The following is a 26,204-nucleotide window of genomic DNA, read 5'->3' as shown; positions in this document are numbered from 1 at the left end:
GGTCAGTCCACCCGCAACCTGGCGACTTTCGCCAGCGACTGCCAGACCGCGAGGTCCCGGTGGACGGTGGCGCCGAACTGCTCCGCGTTCTTGATCGGCGGGCGCGGCATGTTCTGCGCGGCGAACTTCTGGATGATCTCTTCGGTCGACAGGATGCGGTTGATCTCCTGGTTCAGGCGCGCGACCACCTCGCGCGGCGTGGCCGCCGGCGCAAAGATGCCGTACCAGCCGTCCACGTCGGAGCGGTAGCCCTGCTCGGTCAGCGTGGGCACTTCCGGCAGCGCGGGTCCGCGGGCGGAGCCGGTGCTGCCGAGTGCGATCAGCCTGCCGCTGCGGATGTGCGGAACCGGCGATGCGATGTCGACGAAGCCCACGCCGATGATGTTGCCCAGCAGGTCGGTCACCAGCGGCGAGACGCCCTTGTAGGGCACATGCGCGATGCTGATGCCGTACTGGGCCTTGATGCCCTCCAGCACCAGGTGGCCGGTCGAGCCGTTGCCCCAGGAGCCGCAGGCCAGCTTGTCGGGGTTGGCCCTGGCCTGGCGAACCAGGTCTGCCAGCGAGCGGATACCCGTCGCCGGGTTCGCCACCAGCAGAATGCCGGCGGCGCCGACCTGCGCGATGGGCAGAAGGTCTTTCTGCGTGTCGTAGGGCATCTTCGGCTGGATGACCGGGTTGATCGCAATCGCCGAGGACGGCGACAGCAGGATGGTGTAGCCATCGGGCGCCGCCTTGGCGACGGTGTCATTGCCGATCAGGCCGTTCGCGCCGGGCTTGTTGTCCACGACCACCGGCTGCCCGAGGGCCTGCTGCAGCGGCACGGACAGCAGGCGCGCGAAGATGTCCGAGCCGGCACCCGGAGGGCCGGGCACCACTAGGCGGATCGGGCGCGCCGGCCAGGCGCCGGCTTCGCTGGCCCATGGTTGGCCCTGAAGGGCGAGCAGCCCCGCGCCCGCCAGCAGGTGGCGGCGCGAAATGGTCGGTGGAATCATGCAGGAGTCTCCTTGTTGTGATCTCGGGCCGCGGCGGCGCCGAGGCGAAGCACCTGGCCGGTCAGGAACTGCGCCCGGGGGCCGGCCATGTAGTCGAGCAGCGGCAGGCAGGCGTCGGGCGCAAGATCGCGCGGCAGCTCCAGCGCGTTGATGCGCAGCGCGTGCGAGCCCCATTCGGCGGCCAGCGTGGCGACCAGCATCCGTGCCGCATCGGCATCGCCGGCCATCTGCCAGTCGAGCCCCGGTTCGGGCGCAGGCATCAGCAGCGTGAGGCTGGCGAGCGCTGCATGGCGCGCGCGGAAGCAGCGCGCCGCATCGAGCACCGCATCGAGCCGAGAGCCCGGCGGCGCATCCAGCGCGCGCGCATCGGCAACACCCGCGTAGTCCGAGGAGCCCGCATGGCCCGCATGGCTCGAATGCGAGCGAACCCATTTGTCCAGGGCGGCGCGCCACAGCGGTTCGCGCACCGCCTCGCAGCTCGGGCGCAAGGGCGCATCGAACGCCAGGGGCGGACGTTCGCAAGGCGGCAACGGCTGGCTGCCCCCGCACACGGACGAGCCGCCGTCCAGCACCAGCAGCCGGCCGGTGAGCACGCGCGCGCCCGGACTGGCCAGGAAGCACAAGGCGTCGGCCATCTCCTCGGGCTCGGCCATGCGGCCCATGGGAATCTTCGACGCCGCCTGCGTGGGGTCCAGCCGTCCACCGTCGATCAGGCGTTGCACGAGTTCGGTTCTCACGAAACCCGGTGCGAGGGTGGTCACCGTCCAGTCGGGCCTGGCGTGCGCCAGCGCGCGGCCCTGCCCGATCAATCCGGCCTTGCTCGGGCTGTAGAGGCCGCGCCAGGGAATGGCCCGCAGGCCCGCCCCGGAAGCCACGTTGACGATGCGCGCCCCTGGCCGCAAATGCGGGGCGCACGCCTGCACCACGCGCGCCGGTGCCGCCAGGTTGAGCGCCAGCAGGCGCGCCGCGCCGCCGTCGTCATGGCCGGATGTCGCCTCGGCGCCGCCGGCCGACATGCCCGCGTTGTTGATCAGCGCATCGAGCGGCGGAACCTCCTGGCGCAGGCGTTCGATGCGGGCCGCGTCCGTCAGGTCTGCCACCAGGCCCAGCGGCCGCCGGGCTCCGGCCGGCCAGAGCGCTTCGGTGCGTTCCAATGCGGCCGCGTCGGCGTCGACCAGCACGCAGCGCCATCCCGCGCGCGCCAGGCCCAGCGCCGCGGCGCGGCCGATGCCGGCGCCTGCGCCGGTGATCAGCGCGCTGGAAGATCCAGCCATCAGCCGCCTCGCACGTTGTGCAGCAGCGCATACACCGCATCGTGCGGTGCACGGCCGCCGACGGGCTGGCGCGCGCCGAACAGGGCCGCGTCGTCCTGCGCCAGTTCGGGCCGCGTGCGCTCCTCGATCCAGTCATAGACCACGGTTCGCGCGGCCACGCGCCATTCGCCGCCGCGACGCTCGAAGCGATCCGCATAGCGGCCGCAAAGAAAAGTCTCGCGATCCGGCTGCGCGGCCGTGGACTGCAATGCAATAAAGCTGCTTTCCACGGCGGCCACGTCGCCGTGCAGTTCGATCAGCACATTGGTGATCTGGTGGACGCGGCGCCCGCCCTGCCGCAGCCTGGGCAGCGCCTGCGCGATGAAGCCGGCGGCGCTGCCGTTCCAGGCCCCGTGGCAATCGGTGGCGTCCTCCCAGTAGGCCGAACGCAAGGCATCCTCGTCGCAACGGTCGATGCCCCGGCAATAGCGCAGCAGGCAGTCGCGGATCGCTTCGCGGTCCAGCAACGACTGCAAGGCTGCCGGCAGGGTCTGCGGCTCGCTCATGCGGCGGCAGGCGCGGCGCGCCGGAACAGCTGCAGCAGGTTGCCTTCCGGGTCGCGCAGCGACAGCACGGCGCCGTGGGCGCCCATGTCGCGCAGGCCCAGCACCTGTCCACCGGCGGCCGCAATGCGCTCCGGCGCCCCCTCGAAGTCGTCCACCTCCAGCACCATCACCAGCCCGCCGGTGGCAGGCGCGGCCTCCTCGAGGGAGGCCAGCGCCACGTTGGTATTGCCCGCGCCGTACTGGATCCAGCGGTCGCCATCGCGGAACTTCGTCGGCAGGCCGAGCGCGCCTTCGTAGAAGCCATGCAGGCTGGCGGGATCCCTTGCCGCGACGAACACGTTCTGCACCCGCTTGGGCGGTCGCACCGCGCCGCTCACAGCGAGGTCTCCGAGGCGCCGCCGTCCAGGCGCAGCACGTCCGCATTGAAGAAGCGCGATTCGTCGCCGGCCAGGAAGCAGATGGCGTCCGCAATGTCTTCCACCGTGCCCAGGCGGCCCAGCGGCGTGCGGCCGATGCGCTTGGCGTCGAGCTCCGCATTGCGATGCTTGGCCGTTCCCTCGGTGGGGATGGCGCCGGGCGCCACCGCGTTCACGCGGATGTTGCGGGCGCCCAGGTCGGCGGCCGAAGCCCGTGTAATGCCAAGGACGCCGGCCTTGATGCCGCTGTAGACCACCGAGCGCATGGGCGACTTGAAAGCCGCGATGGATGCCACGTTGACGATGGAGCCGCCGCGCTGCGGGTCCATCGCCTCCGCTGCGGCCTGGATGCCCCAGATCACCGACTTGAAGCCGATCTCCACCATGCGGTCCATCACCTCCGGGGTGATTTCGGCAAGCGGCTGGTAGCGCACCCAGGCGGCGTTGTTGACCATGATGTCCAGCCGCCCCGCGTCGCTGGCGAACTGCGCCACCGCCTCGCGCATCCCTTCGCGCGTCGACACGTCGCACGGGAGCCCGATGGCCTGGCCGCCCAGGGCGCGGATCTCGGCCACGGCCTCTTCCACGAATTCCGGCTTCAGGTCGTTGATGCCGACGGTCGCGCCCAGGCGCGCCATGGCGCGCGCGGTGGCGCGGCCGATGCCGTGGCCGGCGCCGCTGATGAAGGCCGCACGGCCTGAAAGAGACATGTTCATGGCTTGGCTTTCATGGCTTGTTCCTCGGGCACGAGCAGCGCATCCAGCGCATGGGCGCCGCGCCCCTGCTCCAGCACCATCAAGGGGTTGATATCGATCTCCGACACGTCATGGGCATGGCGCATGGCGAATCGCGACAGCGCCGCGACGGCCCTGGCGGCCGACTGCACGTCGGCCCGGGGCCGCCCGCGCGCGCCGTCGAGCAGCGCGAAGGCCTTGAGCGAGCGCAGCATGGCGGTGGCCTGCGCCTCGTCGACGGGGGCCGGCTGCAGCGCCACGTCCTTGAAGATCTCGGCGAAGATGCCGCCCAGCCCGACCATCACCATCGGACCGAACACCGGGTCTTTCTTGGTGCCCAGGATCAGCTCGACACCCCCCTGCACCATCTGCGCGACCAGCACGCCGGCGATGCGGGCTTCGGGCGCCTTCTGCGCCACGCGCGCCAGCAGGTTCGCGTATTCCTCGAGCAGTTGCGCCTCGGACCGCACGCCGACGAACACGCCGCCGACCTCGGTCTTGTGGGCGATGTCGGGCGAGACGATCTTCAGCACCAGGGGAAAGCCCAGCGCACGAGCCGCAGCCAGCGCCTCGTCACGGTTGGCTGCGATCACCTCCTGCGGCACGGGCAGGCCGGCTTGCGACAGCACGGCCTTGGCGCTTGCCTCGGTGGCGAAGGCTTCCGCCGCCAGCGGCATGCGCTCAATGGCCGCCGTGGCGGTCTCCGTGGTGCCTCGCGCGCCGAAGCGCAACAGCGCGGCCAGGGTCGCGCAAGCGGCATCGATGCCCTCCACCACGGGGAAGCCCATGCCGTTGAGCGTGGCCCGCACCTCCTGGGGCGCGCGGGCACACAGCAGGATCAGGCGCGAGGGATGGTCCTTGCGCACCTGTTCCAGCGCGGAAAGAAACACATCGCGCAGGCGGGGCAGGTGGAAGGCGTTGGCCGACTGCAGGATCAGCGCGTCGCAACTGGCATCCCGCGCCACGGCATCGAGCATCTGCGCCAGGACTTCGGGCCGGCTCGACACCTGCGCCGTCATGTCCACCGGATTGGAGGGCGAAGCGAAGGGCACCACCGACAGGATGCGCTCCTGCGTGTGCGCGGCCAGCTTGGGCAAAGCCAGGCCCTGCGCGCTGGCCGCATCGGCCAGCAGCACGCCGAAGCCGCCAGAGGCGGTGAGCACGGCCACGCGGTTGCCGCCCGGCACATGCGCCGGCCCGACGACGGACAGCGCGTGGCCCACTTCGAGCAACTGCTCGATGCTGGGCACGCGAATGGCGCCGCCCTTGCGCAGCACGGCGTCGAACACGGCGTCGGAGCAGGCCAGCGCGCCGGTGTGCGAGGCCGCGGCCTCGCTGCCTGCCTCGGAGACCCCGACCTTCAGCACCACCAGCGGCTTGCCGGCCTCGCGGGCCATGGCCATGGCCCGGATCAGCTTGTCGCCGTCGCGGCAGGTTTCCATGCAGCACAGGATCACGCGGGTGCCGGGGTCGCCCGCCAGAGACGCGATGGCGTCGGCGATGTCCACGTCGCATTCGTTGCCCGTGGTCAGCATGCGGCTGACGCCCAGGCCGCGCTCGCCGGCCAGGCGCAGCGTGAAGCTGCCCAGGTTGCCGCTCTGCGAGACGATGCCCACGGAGCCGGCCACGGGAAACGACGACTCCAGCGCCACCGAGAAGGTGGCGATGCTCCTGTCGGGCACGCCGATCGCGCCCAGGCAGTTCGGGCCTACCACGCGCATGCCGGCGGCGCGGGCCACCTCGCCGATCTGCTCCTGCAGTTGGCGGCCCTCGTCGCCCATCTCGGAGAATCCGGCGGACAGGATCACCGCGGCCTTCACGCCGCGCCGGGCGCAGCCGCGCACCGCGTCGAGCACGCCCGCGGGCGGCACGGCGACCACGGCCAGCTCGGGTACTTCAGGCACGTCGTCCACGCCCGCATAGGCCGGCAGGGACTGCACCAGGCCGCCCTTGCGGTTGATCGGGTAGATGCCGCCCGCGTAGCCATACTTCAGCAGGAACTGCAGCGGACGGCCGCCGATCTTGGTGACGTCGTCCGACGCACCGAAGATGGCGATCGAGCGCGGGCTGAACAGCGCGTCCATGCCGCGCCCCACTTCCACGGCCCGCATCTCAGCGCCCCTTGTAGACGGGCTTGCGCTTCTCCAGGAAGGCCTTGCGGGCCTCCTGCGCATCCTCGGTCCGCGACAGGGCCATGGTGATGTTCTGCTCGAAGCGGTAGCCGTCGCGCTGCGGCATCAGGTCCATCATGTTGGCGGCCTGCTTGGCATAGGCCACGGCCATCGGTGCCTTGGAGGCGATCTCCTGCGCGATCTCCATGGCCAGCGGCATCAGCTCCCCGGCGGGCACCACCTCGTCGAGCACGCCACGGCGGTACAGCTCGGCCGCGGACACCTTCATGCCGGTGAAGAACATGCGGCGCGTGAACGAACGCCCGAACATGGTCCTGAGCATCGAGACACCGCCCGCGAGCCCCACGTTGATCTCCGGCATGGCGAAGGTGGCGTCGTCGCTCGCCAGGAAGATGTCGCAGGCGGCCATGAGGCCGAAGCCCGCCCCCAGCGCGGGACCGTTGACCGCGGCGATCACCGGCTTGGCGCATTCGCGGATGGCGTTGCCGGTCTCGCGCGTCCAGCGGTTGTGGTCGAGAAAGTCGCCCGCCTTCCCGGCGTCGGGGCGGTCCTTGAGGTCCGCGCCGGAGCAGAAGAACTTGCCGGTGCCCGTGAGGATCGCCACGCGCACGTCGGCGCGCTCGGACACCTCGTCGAAGATCTCGATCAGGCGGCGGCGGGTGGCGCGGTCGAGCGCATTGACCGGCGGCTTGTCCAGCCGGATGACGGCGATGTGGTCGGAAACTTCCAGATTGATGCTCATCGCACACTCCCGGTTTGGTTGGAAAGAGAAGGGATCGGCGTGGCGCACGCCTGCGGCGCCAGCAACCGGGCGACATGCAGGAGCCGGTCGCCGTAGCGGAACTCCGAGGCGATGAGGCGCTGCGCGGTGCGGGTGGCCAGCACCTCCTCGCTCACGCCCATGCCGCCGTGCATCTGGATGGCCGATTCGGCGCAGGCGCGCGCCGACTCGGCCAGCGACACCTTGGCCAGGCGCAGCGTGCGGCGCAGGCCGGCCGCGTGCTGCTCGTGTTCGTGGAAGCAATGGATCACCAGGCCCTTGGCGCCCAGGTACTTCACGTACATGTCGGCCACGCGATGGCGCAGCACCTGGAAAGTGGAAAGCGCCACACCGAACTGGCGCCGCTCCTTCAGGTGACTGACGGTCTCGCGTATGAGCGTGGCCATCGCGGCCACCGTGTCGGCGGCGGTCAGCAGCAAGGCGGCATCGGTGGCCTTCTCCAGCGCCTCGCGGGCGGCAGCGCCACGCGCGATGCACGCGCCCTCGGGCACGGCGAGCCCCTGCAGCACGAAGTCCGCGCCCTCTCGGCCTTCCATGGTCCTGTAGCGGGCCTTCGGTGCGCCGACGCGCTCGGCGTCGACCAGGAAGATGGCGTCCTCGCCATCGACCCGCGCGGGCACGAGGTAGTGCGAGGCAGGCAGCGTGACGTCGACGCCCTGCACCGTGCCGGCCAGCTCGTAGCCGATGTCCAGGTGCCTGGCCGCCAGGGCGCTGTCGTCGCGCATGCCGGACAGCGCGGTCAGCGGCGCCACCTGCGCGCTGCCCTCGGCCACGGCCTCCAGCCAGCGCCCGGCCGTCTCTGCACCCGCCGCCTGCAACAGCAGCGGCACGACGGCGCAGGTCTCGACCACCGGAAGCTGCAGGCCATGCGTGGCCAGCCCCTCGACGATGGACGCGAGATCGCTCAGCCCGCCGCCGACGCCGCCGGCCTCTTCGGGCACGAGGGTGGCCGTCCAGCCCAGTTCGCGCACGGGGTCGCCCTGCAGCGCCCGGTCCGCGTGATCCTGGGCATAACGGCTCGCCGAATCCAGCAGCATGCCGGGAAAGAGCGATGGGAAAGATGTGGACATGGCTCAGGCTCCCAGCAGTTCGTTGGCGACGACGTTGCGCTGCACCTCGGAGGTGCCGCCGGCGATGGTGCGGGCGCGCGTGAACATGTAGTTCTGTATCCAGGTGGCGTCGGGCACGTCATCCCCCGCATCGGCAAGGAAGCGATGGGCCGCATCGGGGCCGACCGCGTCCAGCGCGATGGTCGTCAGGCGCTGCGCGACGTCGGCGCAGGTCATCTTGATGACGGAGGGCTGCACGCCCAGCGGGCGCTGGTGGATCAGGTCGTCGGTGGCCTGCGCCATCATCACGCGGGCGCCTTTCACGTCGGCCTCGCACAGCAACAGTTTGTGGTGCAGCCCGCCGAAGTCGCGCCGGCCCGCGGCGGCGCGGCTCGCCTCCTCGACCAGTTGCGTGACCTGGCGGCGCATGAGCTCCAGCCGCGCCACGTTGGCCGGCGGCAGGCGTTCGCGCTCGAGCAGGAACTTCGCGCAGGTCCAGCCCTTGCCGACCTCGCCCACGAGGTTGTCGGCGCGCACGCGCACTTCGTCGAAGAACACCTCGTTCAGGTGGTGCCAGCCGTCGATGGTCTTGATGGGGCGCACGGTGATGCCCGGGCTGTCCATGGGCACCAGCAGCAGCGAGATGCCTTCCTGCTTCTTCGCCTCCTTCGAGGTGCGAACCAGCATGTAGATCATGCTGGCCTCGTGCGCATGCGAGGTCCAGATCTTCTGGCCGTTGACGACCCACTCGCCGCCGTCGAGCCGCGCACTGGTCGACAGCGAGGCGAGGTCGGAGCCCGAGCCCGGCTCCGAATAGCCCTGGCACCACCAGTCCGAGCCGTCGAGGATGCGCGGCAGGAACCGGGCTTTCTGCTCGGGCGTGCCGAAACGGATGATCACCGGGCCGATGTGCCCCAGCCCGTGGTGATAGAGAGGCGGACAGTCGTTCTCGGCCATCACCTCCTCGAAGATGAGGCGCTGGCGGATGTCCCATCCGGTGCCGCCGGCTTCGACCGGCCAGCTCGGCGCGCCCCAGCCACGGGTGGCGAGGATCTTCTGCCAGGCCTGGTACTCGCGCTTGGTGATCTTCTGCCCGGCCGCGACGACGGCGCGGATCTCGGGTGGGCAGGCATCGCGCGCGAACGATTCGAGTTCGCGCCGGAAGCCGGCGTAGTCGATGGACATCTTGTCTCCTGTGGAATGACGGAAAGGCTCAGCCCCTGCGCAACTGCGTGATCAGCTCGTCCAGGGCGGCCGCGGCGCCGTCGGCATCGCGCCGGCGCAGGTTGTGCGCCACCTTGCGGCGCAGCGGAAAAAGGTCGGGGCGCGGACGCACCGAGAGCACGTGCGTCATGCGCTCGCGCAGCACGCTGGTCATGGTCTGCGCCATCAGCGTCAGCGCCTCGTTGTGGCCTGCGGCCGCGATCGAGGCGAAGAACGCGCTGGCGGAGGCAATGCGCTCCTTCAGCGGTGCGTCGTCGGGGTGCGCCTCGATGGTGTCGGCGGCCTCGTGCACCGCGTCCAGCTCGGCCCCGGTGGCGCGTTCGCTGGCCAGGCGCAGCAGCGTGCCGTAGAGCGTGCGGTAGGCCTCGTCGATGTCGGCGTCTCCCAGCCGCCCTTCCACGACCAGCTTGCGCAGCGACTCGGCCAGCTTCATGTAGGCGCCCTTGTAGAACACCAGCGCCTGCTCGGACGCCCCGGCGCTCAGGTGGCGCACCTCGCCGATGAAGATGGTGTGGTCGCCCGCCTCGTGCGCGGCATGCACGCTGCACTCGAAGCCCACCAGGCAGTCGTCGATCAACGGCATGCCCAGCGAGCCGGCGCGCCAAGGCACGCCGTCGAACTTGTCCTCGATCTTGCTCGACGCGAAGCGGCCCGACAGCGCGTCCTGCTGCTCGGACAGGATGTTGATGGCAAAGCCGTCCGCAGCCTGGAAGGTGGACAGCAGGCGGCTGGCATTGCGCAGGCTGAACAGCACCAGCGGCGGATCCAGCGACACCGAGCTGAACGAGTTGCAGGTCAGGCCCGCGGGCTGCCCGTCGGGTGCGCGCGTGGTGATGACGGCCACGCCGGTCGGAAAGCAACCGAGCAGCTGGCGGAACTGGGCAGGCTCGATGAGGGAGCGGATGCCTTCGGCGGCTTCGGACATGGCGTCTCCAGGCACGCGGGCTCAGGCCGCTGCGAGTTCGGCCTTGGCCGCCGGCCGGTGCGGCGGATCGTTGGCGATCTCCTGCTGCACCGTCGGAATGATGACCTTGCCCCACACCTCGAGCTGGCGCAGCATGGTCGGGTGGTCGAAGTCGCCCATCTGGGTCTGGAAGCAGTAGTGCACCGGCTTGAGCGTGCGGATCTCGTTGACCACGCGTTCGATCACGGTGTCGATGTCGCCCACGGGCAGCAGCGCGCGCATCTCGTCCAGCGAGGGTTCGCCTTCGACGATGCCTTCCTCGACCTGGTAGTCGTCGGCGATCTGCGCGGTGCGGCGCTTCAGGCTGACGGCGATGCGGCGCTGGTAGCGCGCGCACTCGAGGTAGCTTTCCACCTCGGCCTTGTCGTTGCTCGCAAAGGCCGCGCGCAGCAGGCCGACCTGCACGCCCGCGGGGTCCTTGCCCTCGGCCGCGGCCACCTTGTCGATGAGGCCACGGGTGCTCGCCAGCTTCTCCAGCCCGCCGTCGCCGCCGGAGACGAACACGTGGTGACCGGACTTCACGGCGCGCGACAGGAAGGCCGGGTCGACGCTGGTGATCCACATCGGCGGCATCGGCCGCTGCACCGCGCGCTGGCTGATCGCGCTCATGGGCTGCTGGTAGTACTCGCCGTCATAGCTGAACTTGGGCTGCCGCAGGCCGGCTTCGAGCATGTCGAGCATCTCGAAGGTGCGGCCCTTGGCCGACTCCAGCGACACGCCGAAGCGCTCGAACTCGAAGTGCTGGTAGCCAGAGCCGATGCCCAGGTTCAGGCGGCCGTTGGACAGCTGGTCGACCATCGCCACGTCCGCGATCAGGCGCGCCGGCGTGTACAGCGGAGCGACGACAATGCCCGTCCCCAGGCGGATGTTGCGCGTGACCGCGGCGCAGTGCGCGATCATGGTCAGCGGCGACGAGCACATGCCGTAGTTGCTGAAGTGGTGCTCGGCGTACCAAGCGGCACCGAAGCCCAGTTCGTCCGCCAGGCGCGTCTGCTCGACGGCGTCGCGCAGAATCTGGTGGGACGTCTTATGCTTGTTCCGTTGCTGCATCAAAATGAAGATTCCGAAGTCCATCGCTGTTGCTCCTGGTTGGCTGGTTCTGATCGAGGCCAATCGTAGGAACACGAGCCCTCGCTGGATCACCAGCGCATGCACAGCTTCTTTGCGTCTTTCGAAATGAAAGCGCTCGATTCGCTGCGCATCTTTGTCGCCACCCAGCGCAAGGGGAGCCTCTCGGCCGCGGCCCGCAGCCTCAGTCTTTCGCCGGCGACCATCTCGCGGCGCATCAGTGCGATGGAAGAAGAACTGGGCGTGCAGCTGGTGGACCGCACCAGCCGCAACCTCAAGGTGACCGAAGCGGGCCAGGCCTTCCTGGAACGGGCCGAGGCGATGCTGGAGCTCATGAACGAGGCCGAGCAGGCCGTGCACAGCGCGCGCGAACGGCCGGAAGGCCGCCTGCGCGTGCACTCCCGGACACACATCGCCCTGCGGGTGCTGGCACCGCTGCTGCCGCGTTTCGCGGAGCTCTATCCGGACATCCGAGTCGAGCTGGAACTCTCGGAGCATCCGATCAACCTGGTGGACCAGGACTTCGATGTCGACATCCGCACCGGTGAGTCCAACGATTCGGGATTCGTCATCAAGCGGCTGCTGTCGAGCGACGAGGTGCTGGTGGCCAGCCCGGCCTTCCTGAAGACCTACTCCCGCATCCGGCATCCCTCCGACTTGCCGCAGGTGCGCTGCCTCACCTATCGGCGCGACCGCGAGATCACCACCTGGAAGTACATCGACCAGGCCGGAGAGCAGCAGGAGCTGCTCATCCAGGGCGTGCTGAGCGCCAACAACGGCGAGGTGCTGCGGCTGGCCGCCATCGGCGGCATGGGCGTGGCGCTGCTGTCCGAGGCCACCGTTCGGGACGACTTGCGCGAAGGCGCCCTGGTGCGGCTGCTGCCCGAATACCGATTCGCGGTGCGGGCCTTCTCGAACGGCATCTTCGCCGTCTTCCGGCAAAGCCGTGTGCTTCCGCTGAAGGTGCGGGCCTTCGTGGACTACGTGGCGGACGCGATGAGAAGCGAGACCGGCTAGCAATCTCCGAAGTGATGGGGCAGTCGTCCCGCCGCGGGAAGACCCTCAAGCTGGAACAGGCCGCCGTCCTGCGCCAGCGTGCCCTCCAGCCGCGTGCTGCGCGAAATGCTCGTGAGGTACAGGTGTTCAAGGCGCGGCCCGCCAAAGCAGATGCTCGTCGGATAGCTCACCGGCAGCTCGATCACGCGGTCCAGTTCGCCGTCCGGCGCGTAGCGCGCGAGCCTGGCGGCGCGGGTCAGCACGGTCCAGAGAAACCCTTGCGAATCGGTCGTTGCGCCGTCGGGACCGGAGTCGAAGGCCTGCGTGCGAGCAAAGACGCGCTTGTTGCGCAGGGGACCGTCCGGGTCGTAGTCGTAGGCCCAGATGATCCGCTCCAGGCTGTCGGCCAGGTACAGCACGGCGCCGTCGGGGCTGAAGCAAGGCCCGTTGGCAAAGCCGATGTCGTCGGCCAGTTGTTCCACCCGGCAGTCGGTGCGCAGCCGGTAGAGCCCGCCCTTCACGGGCTCGCCGGCCTGGCGGTCGATGTGCATGGTGCCCGCCAGGAAGTTGCCGGCCGCATCGCATTTGCCGTCGTTGAAGCGAACCTTCGGATGGTCCACGGGAATGCCGGCCAGGTGCTCCAGCCTGCGCGTGGCGAAGTCATAGCGCGCGAAGCTGTTGCGCAGGGCCACCACGACGGCCGCGCTGCGGCAGGGCGCGATCGAGCCCACGGGCGCGGGCAGCTGGTGGCGTTCGGCCTGCACGGCATCCAGGGGCAGCCTCCAGAGCGTGCCGGGCAGTGCGTCGATCCAGGTCAGGGCCTGGGCGTCGGCATCCCAGCAGGGGCTCTCGCCCAATTGGTCTTTGGTCGTCCCGACTCTGGTGATCTTCACGGTCATCGGCCAAGTGTGTGGGCGGGCCGGGGGGTCCCGGCTGCGGATCGCGCAAAGCTGCTTTTCATTCCCTGCCGATCCACACGCCGGGCGGCCATCTAGACTGATTCGAGAGTCCGGATCCGGACCGAAGCTGGAGACAAAATGAGCTATCGCAAACTCGTCATGGGGCTGGCACTGTGTGCGTGCGCCATCGCCCCCACCCTCGCCCTCGCACAGCAGGTGACCCGCATCGTCGTGCCCTTCGCGGCCGGCGGCGGCACCGACCAGTACTGCCGCATTTTGGCCCAGGAGCTCAACAAGCAGGGGCTCAACGTCATCATCGAGAACAAGCCCGGCGCCAGCGGCATCCTCGCGGCCGACTACGTCGCCCGCGCGAAGCCGGACGGACAGACGGTGCTTGTGTCCTCGCTCGGCACGCTCGCGAACAACAGCGTTCTCTACGACAAGCTGCCCTACGACCCCGCGAAGGATTTCTCGCCGGTCACGCAGATCGCCTACCAACCCGCCATCGTCGTGGGCCGCACCGACCTGCCGTACAAGAACATCAAGGAAATGGTGGCCTACGCCAAGCAGAACCCGGGCAAGATCAACCGGGGTTCGCCGGGGGCGGCGATCCTGACGAACCTGGCTCCCCTCGCCTTCGAGAAGGAACAGGGCTTCAGCACGCTGCACATTCCGTTCAACGGCGACGCCCCTGCGCTCCAGGCCCTGCTGGGCAACCAGATCGACATCCACGGCACCTCCATCACCGGATCGCTGCCCTATGTGAAGTCGGGCAAGTTGCGCGTGCTGGGCGTGATGGACTCGCAGCGCCTGCCGCAGGTGCCCGATGCGCCCACCTTCAAGGAGCAGGGCTTCGACATGGAAGCCAGGCTCTGGTATTCCCTTTCGGTGCCTGCCGGCACGCCCAAGCCGGCGATCGACCGCCTGAACAAGGCCGTGAACAAGGTGATCGCCGACCCCGAGTTCGTGGCCCGGGCCCATGCGATCGGCATGGAGCCCCAGGGCGGCACGCCCGAAGAGCTGGGCAAGTTCATCAAGGCCGAGGCGGACCGCTGGGTTCCGCTGCTGCAAAGCCTCAACCTGCCCAAGCAGGCGCAGTAGGCGGCAGGGCCCTCGGGCCCTGCCCGCCTACTTGATGATGCTCCTGCTGCCCAGGGCTTCGAGCTGCGCCTCGCCCATGTCGAGCAGCTCGCGCAGCACTTCGGCCGTGTGCTCCCCCAGGTGCGGCGGAGGATGGCGCACACCGGCGCGCGCGCCGTCGATGATGTAGGGCGGCGCGTGGACGGCCTGCGCTCCCGCCTGCGTGTCCTCGAAGCGGTGCCAGACCTGCGTCTGCGCCGTGCGCTCCGACTGCAGCGCCTCGTAGAGGCCGAGCACCTCGCCGCAGGGAATGCCGGCCTTGTTCATGCGGCCGATGAGATCGGCGCGCGAGAACCGCCCGATCTTGCCGAGCAGGATGGGCAGCAGTTCGTGCCGGTGCCTGGAGCGTTCGGTGTTGGTGGCGAACTTCGGATCGACAGGCAGTTCCGGGCAGAAGATCACCTCGTCGCAGAACTTTTTGAACTGGCCGTTGTTTCCGACCGCTATCACCAGCGGTCCGTCCGCGGCCTCGAACACGCCGTACGGCACGATCGACGGATGCGAGTTGCCGAACTTCGCCGGGTCCCCCCGGTTGAGCCAGGCGGTCAGGCCGTAGTAGGACGTGATCATCATCCCGCTGTCGTACAGCGACATCTGGATGTGGCGGCCTTCGCCGGTGCGCGTGCGCTCGTACAGCACGGCCAGGATGGCCTGGGCCGAGTACATGCCGGTGAACATGTCGACCGCGGCAATGCCGAACTTCAGCGGCCCCTGCCCTTCTTCGCCATTCATGGCCATCAAGCCGGTCTCGCCCTGGATCACCAGGTCGTAGCCCGGCCGCGCCTTCTCGTCGCTCAGCACCGAATAGCCCGAGATCGAGCAGTAGATGATCTCCGGGTTGATGCTGCGCAGGTCTTCATAGCCCAGCCCCATCTTCTGCGCGCCGCCGTACTTGAAGTTCTGGATCACCACGTCGCATTGCGCCGCGAGCTTGCGCACGAGTTCCTGGCCGTCCTTGTCCTGCAGGTCCACGCAGATCGAACGCTTGTTGCGGTTGCAGCTGTTGAAGTAGGACGTGTTGTGGCTGCCGATGCGCACGCCCCAGTCCCGCGTGTCGTCGCCGCGCTCCGGGTGCTCGACCTTGATCACGTCGGCGCCCAGGTCGGCCAGCGCCATGCCGCACAGCGGGCCCGCCATGACCCTGGAGAGGTCCAGCACACGCACGCCGGCAAGCGGCTGCATGGAAGAAGAGTGGTTCATTCGATATTCCCGGATCTTGCTTTCTTTGATACCGCTCGCTCAGTCGCCCAGCCGGTAGCCCGCCGCCGCGATGGTGCGCCTGGCAATGTTCAGTTGATGGATCTGGCTCGTGCCTTCGTAGAGGCGGAACAGCCGGACGTCGCGGTAAAAGCGCTCGACCGGATGGCCCTGGATGAAGCCCGTGCCGCCCAGCATCTGCACGCAGCGGTCCGCCACGCGCCCGCACATCTCCGAGGCGAAGTACTTGCAGATCGACGCCTGCATGGTCACGTCCTCGCCGGCGTCGCGCTGGCGCGCGGTCTGCAGGATCAGCGCGCGCGCCGCCTGGATTTCGGTCTGGCAGTCGGCGATCAGGGCCTGCACCAGCTGGAAGCCGGCCACCGGCTGGCCGAACTGGCGGCGCTCGCAGGTCCACGCGACGGCTTCATCCAGCATGCGGATGGCCGGGCCCGTGCACAGCGCCGCCAGGTGGATGCGCTGCTTGTTGAGCACCTTCATCGCCGTCTTGAAACCCATGCCCTCCACGCCGCCGATGAGGCTGTCGGCTGGCACGCGGCAGTCGCTCAGAAGCACCTCGGACACGGGCGATCCGGCCTGCCCCATCTTGCGGTAGGCATCTCCCGTCGAAAGCCCGGGCGTGCCGCGCTCGACCAGGAAGGCCGAGATGCCACGGGCGGAGCGGTCCTGCGGATCGGTGCGCGCCAGCACGGTGAACAGCCCCGCGATCGGCGCATTGGTGATGAAGCACTTGGTTCCGTTGAGCACGTAGTGCTCGCCGTCGCGTGCGGCGCTCGTCTTCAGCGCGGTCGCATCCGAGCCGGCATCGGGCTCCGTCAATGCGAACGCGCCGGTCAAGGCGCCGCTGGCCAGCAGCGGCAGGTAGCGCGCCTTCTGCTGCGGCGTGCCGTCGGCCACCAGCGCCTCGGAGCCGATGCCGGTGTTCGTGCCCACCCGCGCCCGGAACGCGACCGAGGCCTGGGACAGCTCCATCGCGGCAAGCACCAGTTCTTCGGTCGTCATTCCGGCGCCGTTCCATTCCTGCGGAATGGACCAGCCGAAGAAGCCGCGCGCCGCCATGTCGTCGACGAGGTCGGCCGGAACCTCGTCCCGCTGCTCGACCTCCGCCTCGCGTGGAATCAGCTGCTCCCGCACATAGCGCCGCAAGGCGGCCAGGGTTTCGTCGAATGCAGAGGGATCTCGGATCATGTGGTCTTCCCGCAATGAAGGCATCAGTTGGCTGTGTAGCCGCCATCCACCGGCAGGATGGTGCCGGTGACGTAGCGCGCCTGCTCCGAAGCCAGGAACACCACGGGGCCCGCGATGTCCTGCGGATCCGCCGCGCGGCGCAGATACGTACGGCGCACCATCCGCTCGCGGCGTTCGGCGTCATCCGCGATGTGGGCGGTCATGGGCGTCATCACCAGTCCGGGTGCGACGGCGTTGACGCGCACGCCGTGCGGCCCGAAGTCTCGCGCCAGGAACTTGGTCAGCTGGGCGACGGCCCCCTTGGAGGCGCCATAGGCGATGTGCGCCGAGGTCGCCACCAGCGAGGTGATGGATGCCACGTTGACGATGGCGCCACGGGTCCGGTGCAGGCCCCGTGTGCAGGCCACGGACAGGTTGAGCACGCCCTTGACGTTCACCGCCATCACGTGGTCGATGTCCTGCGAGAGTGCCTGTGCCTCGAACACGGCGCTGCGGCCGCTCACCCCCGCGTTGTTCACGAGCACGCCCACGGGCCCCCAGGCTTCCTGCAGATCGGCGACCACGGCTTCGCATTGCGCGGCATCGCGCACGTCCAGCGCATAGGGCCGGACGCGGTCCGCCGCGCGGCCTGTGCGACGGGCCGCTTCCCGGGTGCTGTCGGCGTCGAGGTCTGTCAGTGCCACGCGGCAGCCCGCCTCGAGCAGGCGGGTGGCAATCGCGAAGCCGATGCCCTGGCTCGCACCGCTGACCAGGGCCACGGTGTCGTCGAACAAGGGGCTCATTCAGTGCCCCTGCTTGGGCAGGTCCAGGCGCTGCAGCAGCGGGATCCAGCGCTGCGTCTCGGCCTTCACGTAGTCGGCCAGCGCCTGCGGTGTGCCGCCTCGCGGCTCCATCCCTATGGTCTGGGCGCGCGCGATGAAGGCGGGATCGACCAGCACCTGGTTGACCGCGCGGTTGAGCTTGTCGACGATGTCCTTGGGCGTGGCGGCGGGTGCGGAAAGCGCGTACCACAGCAGCGCCTCGATGTCGTAGCCCTGCTCCTTGAAGGTGGGCGCATCGGGCACCTGCGGCAGGCGCTTGACGTCCATCACGCCCAGCACACGCATCTTGCCCGCCTTGACATGCTGCAGCGGGCCGGTGATGGAGGTTCCCTGGATGTCGATCTGGCTGCCGAGCATGGCCTGCAGGCCGGGCGAATCGCCATTGAAGGGAATGTGCATCGTGCGGATGCCCGCCATGCTCTCGAAGGCCAGGGGCGCCAGGTTGGTCAGGATGGATGCGCCGGGCGAGCCGCGGTTGATCTTGTCCGGATGCGCCTTGGCATAGGCCACCATTTCCTTGATGTTCTTGTAGGGCAGGTCCGAGCGCCCCACGATGATGGTCGGCTGGTAGGCGATCTGCGTGACCGGCGTGAAGCTGGTCACCGGGTCGTAGGGCAGCTTGTCGTACATCACGGTGTTGCTGGCCAGAATGCTCAGCGAACTCATCAGCAACGTGGTGCCGTCGGGCTTGGAACGCGCCACGTTGTCCGCCGCCACGATGCCGCTGGCGCCCGGCTTGTTCTCCACGATCGTCTGGGTGCCGCGGCTGGTGAGTTCGGAGGCCAGCAGCCGCGCGTACTGATCGGTTCCGCCGCCGGCCGCGAAGGGAACGACGATGCGCAAGGGTTGTTGGGCCTGCGCCGCACCGACGGCGAGGACGAGACCGAGCAGAAAGCCGCCAAGGCGCTTCCGGACTGGCATGGGATGTCTCCTGAATGGGATGCGGAATGCTTTTTCCCAGTTTAGGAGCGCACGCTTCGCGGCATGCATCAAGGCATGAAAAGGTGCTTTGTAATTTCCAGTGCATCACCGCCGAGCAGCGACGCCGGTTCGCACCAGCGCGATCGTGTCCGGCACGGGCATGTTCATCGCCATCAAGTGGCACTACGAGCGAGGAAAGATAGGGAAGAAAAAGCAGGCCGGTCGCTTCAGACCTCAGGTCCGGACATCCGGCGGCGCCCGGTACACCAGCACCTTCAGCGACCGCTCGTCGGACACGTCGGGAAAGCTGCTCGGATTCGCCAGTCTCTCCACGAAATCCAGTTCCGGCGCCAGTTCGCCCATTTGCTCCTGCAGGAATTTGGGTCCCAGTTCTGGCGCATTGAGGCATAGCAGGACATGGCCATCGGGCGCGAGCAGGTCAGGCAAGCGCTTGATCAGCCGGGCGTAGTCCTTGGTCGCAACGAAACTCCCCTTTTGATAGCTCGGTGGGTCGACGATGACCAGCCCGTAAGGGCCTGCGCGCGTGATTTTTCCCCACGAACTGAAAAGGTCATGGGGGAGGAAGCTCGCGCCTTCGAGCACGCCGTTGGCGCGGTGGTTCTGCTGCCCCACGGCCAGTGCGCCCTTGCTCATGTCCAGGTTGGTGACGTGGCGGGCTCCTGCCTGCAATGCGACCACGGAAAATGCGCAGGTGTAGGCAAACAGGTTGAGCACCTTGACGCGCGACCGGGCGTCCGGGCGCGCCTTCACAAACGCACGAACCCAGCGCCGCCCTTCGGCCATGTCGAGAAACAGCCCGTGGTTCTGGCCCCGGGCCACGTTGACGCGATAGCGAACACCCTCCTCGGTGACCCAATGCGGGTCGGGCAGCGAGCCGCTCATGAGTTGCGTGCTGCTCTGGCCTTCATCCCGGCACTGAAACACCCATTGCAGCGTTTCACCCGGTGCCAACTGCGACCAGCGGCGCTCCAGCGCGGCGCCGATTGCAGCCAGTTCGTCGTCGGTCGCGGGCTTGAAGCTGGTCAACAGCCAAACCGGCGGGAAGAAGTCCAGCGACAAGTGAGCGCACTCGGGATGAAGCCCGCCGCGCCCGTGGAAGATGCGCTGCGCATCCACCGGTGCGGACATTGAAGCGATTGCGTCGAACAGGGGCTGCATAGGCATCGGCATAGGCTCCCATTCTGACCGGATGGCGCGGTGGTCCCGAGGCCAAGACTTGGAAGAGGCCGGACGCACGAGAAGCATGCTGGCCACGGGCACACCTGCTCCGGCGACGAAATCCAACCAGTCGATTTCATCGCGAAGGAGCCTGCCCGGTCTCCCTGAAACAGCGCCTTGCCGGGCCGCACCCGCTCATTGGTAAAATTCATCATCAGTTGGAGATTTGATGCGTGACGTTGTAGACGGATTCCTGCGGTTCCAGCGAGAGGTGTTTCCCGCTCGCAGAGAACTCTTCCAGAAGCTCGCAAACAAGCAGGAGCCGACGACGCTGTTCATTTCCTGCTCGGACAGCCGCATGGTCCCTGAGCTGGTGACACAGCGCGAGCCCGGCGACTTGTTCGTCATCCGCAACGCCGGCAACATCGTTCCCTCCTTCGGTCCTGAACCTGGGGGCGTGTCGGCAACGGTCGAATACGCGGTCGCCGCCTTGAAGGTCACGGACATCGTCATATGCGGCCACTCCGACTGCGGTGCGATGACTGCCGTTGCCACCTGCGCGTGCCTGGACCACATGCCGGCGGTGAAGAACTGGCTTCGCTATGCGGACGCGGCCCGCATGATCAACGAATCGAAGCACCACGACACCGCGCGAGCGCGCATCGACAGCATGGTGCGTGAGAACGTCATCGCACAGTTGAACAACCTGCGCACCCATCCTTCCGTGGCGCTCGCGCTGGCGCAAGGAAAGCTGACGCTACACGGATGGGTGTATGACATCGAGTCCGGCTCCATCGTGGCCCTGGCAGCCTCCGGCAATTCCTTCGTGCCGCTCGAGGACCACCCGGCGGCGCTCTAAGTCGCAAGCCCCTCGCCAACGACGGCTGTTGGCCGCAAGGCCTCATGCCTCGCAGCACTCTGAAACCGAGTCCATACGGATGGGGATGGTCCTCGAACGGAGCGCGATTTTTTGCTGCGTGCGATAGAAATTGCCGTCCCGCCAAGGGCGCATAACGTCAGTGACAGGTAGGCCGTCCAAGAATCTGCTTCGTCGTTGAGCTCACTGCAGTCGATGATGAATTCACGGATTGCTTTTGGTGGTCGAAATCGAGGGGACGAGGTGGAAGTCGGCTCTTGGCCGCTTTCGTCCCGCCGCATCACTCCTTCGTTTGCTCAGCTTCAGCCTGCCGGCTCCAGGGAGCGTCGGGACTCTCCCGCCAAGCCATCCAGCCCGGTTGAATGTCTGCAAGCTGGAGCAGGCTACAGTCCCGCGCAACCATGCTCTCCAACGAGACCAGCATCGCTTCCGCCTTGTCGAACGCATCGCCGGTAAGAAATTGCCACGCTCCATCGTCCTCATCGCGCGATGCCATGAGGACTGGCTTCAGTCCGTCAACGATGGACCGCACTGTGAAGCAGGCCACATTGGGCGGACTATCGAACGGCCAAGTCTGCGGCTCATTGCTCATTGCTGGGTCCTGTGGGTGTACGTATGGTCGTGGCCGAGAACGCTCTCGCCGACGGTCCGCGAGTGACTCTAGCGCTGATTTCGACAACAAAGTCGAGGACCTGCGACAGCGAAGTGACCGAAGGTACGTTGACCGAAACCTCTCCCGGCCATGGATGAAAGCCTTCAAGCCATATAGCACCCATTCCTGCGGACAGAGCACCAGCAATGTCGTTGATAGGGTGGTCGCCAACATAGACGCACTCATCGTTGGCAACACCGAGTTGACGGGCCGCAGCTTGAAAAATGGCAGCATTCGGTTTTCGAACGCCGGCCCTTTCCGAGCTTAAAACAGATGACAAGCGATCGCGAAAGGAAAGTCGTTCAACCGTTGCCAGCCGTGACTTCTCGGCGCCGTTTGACACAATGCCGATGCGCATTCCGAGCGCGACCAATCGATCGCAGAGCGCATCGGCGCCTTCCATTTCAACAGTGCACTCCGGGAAGCAATTTGCCCAATGAGTGGCAATTTCTTCTTGTTGAATGATCTGCCGCCAAGGCAAGTCAAGGACCAGCGAGTGAGCTATAGCTGCTCGCACCGTTGGAAATGGACTATCGCTTGGCAGGTAGCCGCCGTTGTCTTGCCGGTTGACCAACCACGCCACCGTATCTGGCGAAACGGACGCCAGTGAGTGGGCAAAGTCATCCACAAAGCGGCTCGCGTACCGGCTGATGCTTTGGTTGCGATGCACCAGGGTGTTGTCCAGATCAAAAAGCACTGCGCGAACTGCTGGTCGGAGCGTGTGCACCTTTTGCATGGATTTATTAGATCGTCGTACCAACTCAATGCCTGGTTCGAGGAGAGCGGCACGGCTATCCGGCAGGCTCGATGGCAGGCACAGGGAGACGTACCGCTTCGCAGAACGAAGATGCGCGTGAGCCACTGAAAGCTGTTTGATGCGAACCGGGTCGGTTATAAAGTCGCTGGGCCGCAGTAAGGCCGGATTTCGTCGCTTTGTGCGGGCATGGCGAAAGATCGATTCTGGCCGACTTTAGTCGAAGCACCGCCTGCGAGACCAGCCCCGAATCGGCCACCATACGTTCTCGAAAGCGGACGCTTGGGATTAATTGCGCCCGGTATGCTTGATTGACGCAAGCCAGCCACTGCCGCGTACACAAGACATCCAAGGCTTGACTGTTCGACAGCCGCTTGAAGGACCTCATTTGCCATGAACCATTTCCGCCACCTTGTTGCTCTTTCCGCCGCGCTCACGTCGATACACATCGGCGCTCAAACGATAGGCACAACGTCGCATGCGTCCATGGCCGAATCCAATGCCGCCGTGTTCAAAGCCTGCGCCGCCGCGCCGAAAACGAATGGCGCGTGTCCCCTCGACGCGGTCTTCGGCCTCTTCAAGCTCGCACCCAACAACAACGTGCTGGAATTCAGGGCTTCGAACACCGTTCCTCGAACGGTCAGCCAGAACTACGGCTGGATCCTGAAACTCAACCAGAAGTCCGGCAAGGTCCGCGTTCTCGAACGCATGACATTGCCGGAAACCCCGAAGACATGGGGCACCGGTGGCCAGCCTCACGGCATGTCGGCGGATCGCAAGACCATCTCGATGGACGTGACCCTGAACGTCTACGACGGCACCATTTCGAAGTCTTGGGACGTGGCCCAGGGCGATCCTGCCGGCCACTACCTGATCACCGCTTACGTCGAAGGCTCCGCGCCGGTGCAGTTCGAGTTCGATGTCGTCGATCCCCAATGACCTGCTGCCGTAGACCTGTGGACTGAACTGGTAGCTGTTGCTCATCCGGTCCGCATAGCGCGCGGCTTCTTCTTCGTCCGCAACGAGCGATATGCCAACATCCGCGGATGCAACCGACCCTCAACGAAGATCTGGCCGCGCGCTTTGCCGACATCGCACTGGGCCATGTCACGCGCGAATACCCCAACAAGCCCGACCACGTGCTGGCCGGCCCGCAGGACGCACGCACGCCGAGCGAGCTGCATCCGGTGTTCTACGGCAGCTACGACTGGCACTCCTGCGTGCACAGCCACTGGATGCTGGCGTACCTGCTGCGCCGTTTCCCCGGCATCGCGCCGGCCGCGAGGATCGAACAGCTCTTCGACGAACACTACGTGCCGGCGAAGATCGCCGCCGAATGCGCCTACCTCGCGCAGCCCACCGCCCGCGGCTTCAAGCGGCCGTACGGCTGGGGCTGGCTGCTCAAGCTGGCGTCGGAGCTCGCGCAGCACAGTGACGCACGCTGGTCGAACGCGATGGCACCGCTTGCCGAAACCTTCGCGCAGCGCTACCGCGACTTCCTTCCGCTGGCCACCTACCCCGTGCGCGTCGGCACCCATTTCAATACGGCTTTCGGCCTCCGGATGGCAGCCGACTATGCACAGGCGACATCGGACACCGCGCTGGCCGAGTTGCTGCTTTCCACCGCCAGCCGCTGGTACGGCGACGACACCGACTGCCCGGCCTGGGGCGAACCCAGCGGCGACGACTTCCAGTCTTCCGCGCTGATCGAAGCCGAATGCATGCGGCGCCTGCTGCCGCCAGACGAGTTCGTGTCGTGGCTCGATCGTTTCCTGCCGCGCATCGCATCGCGCGAACCGGCCACGCTGTTTCGCCCGGCGTCGGTATCGGACCGCACCGACGGCAAGATCGCACACCTCGACGGCCTGAACCTCAGCCGCGCCTGGTGCTGGCGCAGCATCGCTTCTTCGCTGCCCGAGGGCAATGCGCGCCGCATTGCCGCGCTGCAGGCCGCCGACGAACATCTCGCACTGGGCCTGCCCCATGTGGCCGGCGACTACATGGGCGAACACTGGCTGGCCAGCTTTGCCGTGCTGGCGCTGGAGGCCTGAGCACCGGGTGCGCCTGCATCGCCCGCGCCGCCACGCTATATTTCCGGCTGATCAACCAAAGAGCAATCACCATGGCAAAAGCCTATTGGGTCAGTGCATACCGTGCCGTCAAGGACGCCGACAAGCTCGCGGCCTACGCGAAGCTGGCAGGTCCTGCGATCTCCGCCGGCGGCGGGCGATTCCTGGCGCGCGGCCTTCCCGCAAAGGTCTACGAACACGGCTTGTCCGAGCGCACCGTGCTGATCGAGTTCGACAGCCTGGAACAAGCGACGGCCACGCACGACAGCCCCGAATACAAGGCCGCGCTTGACGCGCTGGGAGACGGCGTCGAGCGCGATCTGCGGATCATCGAAGGGGTCTGACCCCGGCCATCAGGCGCAGGTTCTGCAAGGCCGCGCCTGCCGCGCCCTTGCCCAGGTTGTCGAGAACCGCGCTCAAGACAATCTGTCCCGTGCGTTCATTGCAGGCAACCGCCAGGCTCATGTCGTTCGTGCCGTTGTGGACTTGCGGGTCCAGCTCCGTCACTGGCGCGTCCGGAGACATCGGCACCACACGCACCTTCGCCGCGTCGCGGTATCGCTCCATCAGGCATTCGTGGATGCGCGCGCCGGAGGCGTCTGCGGCAAGCATCCGCGTGTGCAGTCCGATGGTGAGCACGATGCCCTGCCGGTAGCTGCCATAGGCCGGCACGAAGATGGGCCGCTGCGCCAAGCCGGCATAGGTCTCGATCTCCGGCACATGCTTGTGCTCCAAGCCAAGCCCGTAGACCTTCAACGAATGCGCACCCGTCCCAGCCTCGTAAGCTTCCGCGCCCGCCCGCCCCTGGCCCGAATAACCTGACACGGCGTGGATGACGAGCGGATAGTCGGCCGGCAGCAGACCCGCGTCCGTCAACGGCCGCAGCAGCGCGACTGCGGCGGTGGGATAGCAGCCCGGATTCGTGACCCGCGATGCCGACGCGATGCGTTCGCCTTGCCCCGCATCGAGCTCCGGAAGGCCGTAGACCCAACCCGGGCTGGTGCGGTGCGCAGAGCTGGCGTCGATGACACGCACTGCCGGGTTGTCGATCATCGCCACCGCATCCCGGGCCGCGGCATCGGGCAGGCAGAGGATCGCGATGTCGCACTCGTTGAGCGCAGCCCTGCGCGCCGCTGCATCCTTGCGCAAGTCCGTGGGCAGTGTGCGGATGAGAAATTCCCCACCCCGCAGCCGGTTCTGCAGATCGAGGCCAGTGGTGCCTTGATCACCGTCGATGAAAATATTGAGGTCCATGGAGCGCGATCGTAGATAGGCGTCCAAGATAGCTCCAGCTAAATATATGCAACCCCAAATTAAGAAAAGTTGAATCTGCAACATGCGGGAACTGAGCCTTGACCATCTGCGCACCCTGGTCGCCATTGCCGACCTCGGCTCCCTGGCCAATGCCGCCCGCGCACTGCACCTGGCGGCCCCCACCGTCACCGTGCAGATCGCGGAGCTGGAGTCGCGCCTGGGTGGCCAATTGCTCGTTCGCGGGCGCGGGCCTGCGCAAGCGACCGCGTTGGGGGAGCGGTTCATTGCACGCGCCAGAAGGCTTCTGGCGGACGCGGACGATGCGGTGGAAGACGTTCGACGCCAGCTCGCCGGCCAGACCGGCCGCGTGCGCGTAGGCGCTTCGACCGGTGCCATCGCGCACCTGCTGCCGCCCGCGCTCGAACGCCTTGCGCGCAACCATCCGGGCATCGAAGTCAACGTGCAGGTGCTGACTTCCAATGACAGCATGGCCCGGCTCGCCGCGGGCAGCCTGGACCTGGCGGTCGTGGCCCTGCCCCAGGCGCCCGTGCGCGGTGTTCATGTCACGCCTCTGCGGCGCGAGGCCGTGGTCGCCTTTCTGCCGGCCGATTGGAAAGCACCCAGGCGGCTGACACCGCAGTGGCTGGCCCAGCGGCCGCTGATCATGAACGACGCCTCCACGCGCCTCTACCGCCTGACCGCGGAATGGTTCTCCGCGGCCGGCGTCCACTGCCGCCCGCGCATCGAGCTCAACTACAACGACGCGATCAGGACACTGGTCGCCGCCGGCTACGGGGCGGCCTTGCTGCCCGAGGAGTCGCACGAGCCCGCGCGTGATCCGCGCATCGCCGTTCGCCCGCTGAGCCCGGCGCTCTGGCGGCAACTGGGCCTGGCAGTCAGTGACAGGGACACCAGCGGCCCGACGCGTTTCGTGCTGGAGGCGTTGCTGCCTGCGAAGAATTCGGGCGGTTGAAGCTTTCGCGGCCTGCAGGGCGGGCAATGCAATTATTAGTACTAAAGAACCAATAACTTCGAGGAGACCAATGCTTTTTATATA

Annotated in this window: 27 protein-coding genes; 7 read left to right on the top strand and 20 right to left on the bottom strand. The window is 67.3% G+C overall.

Features of this window, described 5'->3' with window-relative positions; all coding sequences use genetic code 11:
* Positions 1-2 precede the first annotated feature (2 nt).
* The 11 genes from QRN67_RS07215 to QRN67_RS07165 are packed head-to-tail and all read right to left on the bottom strand — an operon-like array spanning position 3 to position 11,185.
* Complete coding sequence (locus QRN67_RS07215; RefSeq protein WP_285411253.1) at positions 3-992, bottom strand: Bug family tripartite tricarboxylate transporter substrate binding protein; 990 nt, start codon at positions 990-992, stop codon at positions 3-5.
* Positions 989-2,266 (bottom strand): SDR family oxidoreductase, encoded by a 1,278-nt coding sequence (locus QRN67_RS07210; RefSeq protein WP_285411252.1) that lies wholly within the window; start codon positions 2,264-2,266, stop codon positions 989-991. The genes QRN67_RS07215 and QRN67_RS07210 overlap by 4 nt, the downstream gene beginning before the upstream one ends.
* A complete protein-coding gene (locus QRN67_RS07205; protein ID WP_285411251.1) occupies positions 2,266-2,811 on the bottom strand; it encodes a nuclear transport factor 2 family protein in 546 nt (181 codons plus the stop codon). The genes QRN67_RS07210 and QRN67_RS07205 overlap by 1 nt, the downstream gene beginning before the upstream one ends.
* A complete protein-coding gene (locus QRN67_RS07200) occupies positions 2,808-3,188 on the bottom strand; it encodes a VOC family protein (protein ID WP_285411250.1) in 381 nt (126 codons plus the stop codon). Before QRN67_RS07200 ends, QRN67_RS07205 begins: the two co-directional genes overlap by 4 nt.
* Complete coding sequence (locus QRN67_RS07195; protein WP_081267621.1) at positions 3,185-3,943, bottom strand: SDR family NAD(P)-dependent oxidoreductase; 759 nt, start codon at positions 3,941-3,943, stop codon at positions 3,185-3,187. The genes QRN67_RS07200 and QRN67_RS07195 overlap by 4 nt, the downstream gene beginning before the upstream one ends.
* Entirely contained in the window at positions 3,940-6,072 is a 2,133-nt protein-coding gene (locus QRN67_RS07190; RefSeq protein ID WP_285411249.1) for an acetate--CoA ligase family protein, read from the bottom strand. The genes QRN67_RS07195 and QRN67_RS07190 overlap by 4 nt, the downstream gene beginning before the upstream one ends.
* Position 6,073: 1 nt before the next feature.
* Complete coding sequence (locus tag QRN67_RS07185) at positions 6,074-6,835, bottom strand: enoyl-CoA hydratase/isomerase family protein (RefSeq protein WP_081267619.1); 762 nt, start codon at positions 6,833-6,835, stop codon at positions 6,074-6,076.
* Positions 6,832-7,944, bottom strand: coding sequence for an acyl-CoA dehydrogenase family protein (locus QRN67_RS07180; RefSeq protein WP_285411248.1), 1,113 nt, complete (start codon positions 7,942-7,944; stop codon positions 6,832-6,834). Before QRN67_RS07180 ends, QRN67_RS07185 begins: the two co-directional genes overlap by 4 nt.
* Positions 7,945-7,947: 3 nt before the next feature.
* A complete protein-coding gene (locus tag QRN67_RS07175; protein ID WP_081267617.1) occupies positions 7,948-9,108 on the bottom strand; it encodes an acyl-CoA dehydrogenase family protein in 1,161 nt (386 codons plus the stop codon).
* A gap of 28 nt (positions 9,109-9,136) precedes the next feature.
* Entirely contained in the window at positions 9,137-10,072 is a 936-nt protein-coding gene (locus QRN67_RS07170; RefSeq protein WP_285411247.1) for a flavin reductase family protein, read from the bottom strand.
* Positions 10,073-10,093: 21 nt separating this feature from the next.
* Complete coding sequence (locus QRN67_RS07165; RefSeq protein ID WP_081267615.1) at positions 10,094-11,185, bottom strand: LLM class flavin-dependent oxidoreductase; 1,092 nt, start codon at positions 11,183-11,185, stop codon at positions 10,094-10,096.
* A gap of 75 nt (positions 11,186-11,260) precedes the next feature.
* Between QRN67_RS07165 and QRN67_RS07160 the strand changes: the two genes are divergently transcribed.
* Positions 11,261-12,196: a LysR family transcriptional regulator gene (locus QRN67_RS07160; protein WP_234383057.1), complete on the top strand. Its 936-nt coding sequence runs from the start codon at positions 11,261-11,263 to the stop codon at positions 12,194-12,196.
* Here the strand turns inward: QRN67_RS07160 and QRN67_RS07155 are convergent.
* Positions 12,193-13,074: an SMP-30/gluconolactonase/LRE family protein gene (locus QRN67_RS07155; RefSeq protein WP_285411246.1), complete on the bottom strand. Its 882-nt coding sequence runs from the start codon at positions 13,072-13,074 to the stop codon at positions 12,193-12,195. The genes QRN67_RS07160 and QRN67_RS07155 overlap by 4 nt on opposite strands.
* Before the next feature lie 138 nt (positions 13,075-13,212).
* Between QRN67_RS07155 and QRN67_RS07150 the strand changes: the two genes are divergently transcribed.
* The gene (locus QRN67_RS07150; RefSeq protein ID WP_285411245.1) at positions 13,213-14,175 is read left to right on the top strand and encodes a Bug family tripartite tricarboxylate transporter substrate binding protein; all 963 of its coding nucleotides are present in this window, start codon (positions 13,213-13,215) and stop codon (positions 14,173-14,175) included.
* A 27-nt stretch (positions 14,176-14,202) separates the two neighbouring features.
* On the opposite strand, the gene QRN67_RS07145 is transcribed toward QRN67_RS07150, so the two are convergent.
* The 5 genes from QRN67_RS07145 to QRN67_RS07125 form a co-directional block, all read right to left on the bottom strand.
* Complete coding sequence (locus tag QRN67_RS07145) at positions 14,203-15,414, bottom strand: CaiB/BaiF CoA transferase family protein (RefSeq protein ID WP_285411244.1); 1,212 nt, start codon at positions 15,412-15,414, stop codon at positions 14,203-14,205.
* A 39-nt stretch (positions 15,415-15,453) separates the two neighbouring features.
* Complete coding sequence (locus QRN67_RS07140; RefSeq protein ID WP_285411243.1) at positions 15,454-16,620, bottom strand: acyl-CoA dehydrogenase family protein; 1,167 nt, start codon at positions 16,618-16,620, stop codon at positions 15,454-15,456.
* A gap of 23 nt (positions 16,621-16,643) precedes the next feature.
* Complete coding sequence (locus tag QRN67_RS07135; RefSeq protein ID WP_285411242.1) at positions 16,644-17,402, bottom strand: SDR family NAD(P)-dependent oxidoreductase; 759 nt, start codon at positions 17,400-17,402, stop codon at positions 16,644-16,646.
* Entirely contained in the window at positions 17,403-18,362 is a 960-nt protein-coding gene (locus QRN67_RS07130) for a Bug family tripartite tricarboxylate transporter substrate binding protein (RefSeq protein WP_285411241.1), read from the bottom strand. It lies immediately after the preceding gene.
* A gap of 234 nt (positions 18,363-18,596) precedes the next feature.
* Positions 18,597-19,541, bottom strand: coding sequence for a class I SAM-dependent methyltransferase (locus tag QRN67_RS07125; protein ID WP_285411240.1), 945 nt, complete (start codon positions 19,539-19,541; stop codon positions 18,597-18,599).
* Between the two features lie 229 nt (positions 19,542-19,770).
* Here QRN67_RS07125 and QRN67_RS07120 point away from each other — a divergent pair, with 229 nt between their 5' ends.
* The gene (locus QRN67_RS07120) at positions 19,771-20,400 is read left to right on the top strand and encodes a carbonic anhydrase (protein WP_285411239.1); all 630 of its coding nucleotides are present in this window, start codon (positions 19,771-19,773) and stop codon (positions 20,398-20,400) included.
* Positions 20,401-20,698: 298 nt separating this feature from the next.
* On the opposite strand, the gene QRN67_RS07115 is transcribed toward QRN67_RS07120, so the two are convergent.
* On the bottom strand, positions 20,699-21,010 hold the full coding sequence (locus tag QRN67_RS07115) for a hypothetical protein (protein ID WP_285411238.1): 312 nt from the start codon (positions 21,008-21,010) through the stop codon (positions 20,699-20,701).
* A complete protein-coding gene (locus QRN67_RS07110; protein ID WP_285411237.1) occupies positions 21,000-21,806 on the bottom strand; it encodes an HAD family hydrolase in 807 nt (268 codons plus the stop codon). The genes QRN67_RS07115 and QRN67_RS07110 overlap by 11 nt, the downstream gene beginning before the upstream one ends.
* A gap of 411 nt (positions 21,807-22,217) precedes the next feature.
* On the opposite strand from QRN67_RS07110, the gene QRN67_RS07105 reads away from it, so the two are divergent.
* From QRN67_RS07105 to QRN67_RS07095, 3 genes are all read left to right on the top strand, one after another.
* Positions 22,218-22,763, top strand: a complete 546-nt coding sequence (locus QRN67_RS07105; protein WP_285411236.1) for a PM0630 family protein — start codon at positions 22,218-22,220, stop codon at positions 22,761-22,763.
* A 107-nt stretch (positions 22,764-22,870) separates the two neighbouring features.
* Positions 22,871-23,875, top strand: coding sequence for a DUF2891 domain-containing protein (locus QRN67_RS07100; protein ID WP_285411235.1), 1,005 nt, complete (start codon positions 22,871-22,873; stop codon positions 23,873-23,875).
* A gap of 71 nt (positions 23,876-23,946) precedes the next feature.
* Positions 23,947-24,237 (top strand): DUF1330 domain-containing protein, encoded by a 291-nt coding sequence (locus QRN67_RS07095; protein WP_081267589.1) that lies wholly within the window; start codon positions 23,947-23,949, stop codon positions 24,235-24,237.
* Here the strand turns inward: QRN67_RS07095 and argC are convergent.
* A complete protein-coding gene (gene argC, locus QRN67_RS07090) occupies positions 24,221-25,147 on the bottom strand; it encodes an N-acetyl-gamma-glutamyl-phosphate reductase (protein ID WP_285411234.1) in 927 nt (308 codons plus the stop codon). The two genes, QRN67_RS07095 and argC, sit on opposite strands and share 17 nt — an antisense overlap.
* Positions 25,148-25,229: 82 nt before the next feature.
* Here argC and QRN67_RS07085 point away from each other — a divergent pair, with 82 nt between their 5' ends.
* Positions 25,230-26,120 carry a LysR family transcriptional regulator gene (locus tag QRN67_RS07085; protein WP_285411233.1) on the top strand — a complete coding sequence of 297 codons (891 nt, stop codon included), beginning with the start codon at positions 25,230-25,232 and terminating at the stop codon, positions 26,118-26,120.
* Positions 26,121-26,204 lie beyond the last annotated feature (84 nt).

The organism is Variovorax sp. efr-133-TYG-130, assembly GCF_030208835.1.
Lineage (GTDB): Bacteria > Pseudomonadota > Gammaproteobacteria > Burkholderiales > Burkholderiaceae_C > Variovorax.
Note: the sequence above shows the minus strand (reverse complement) of the source record. Positions and strands in the feature narration are given on the sequence as shown.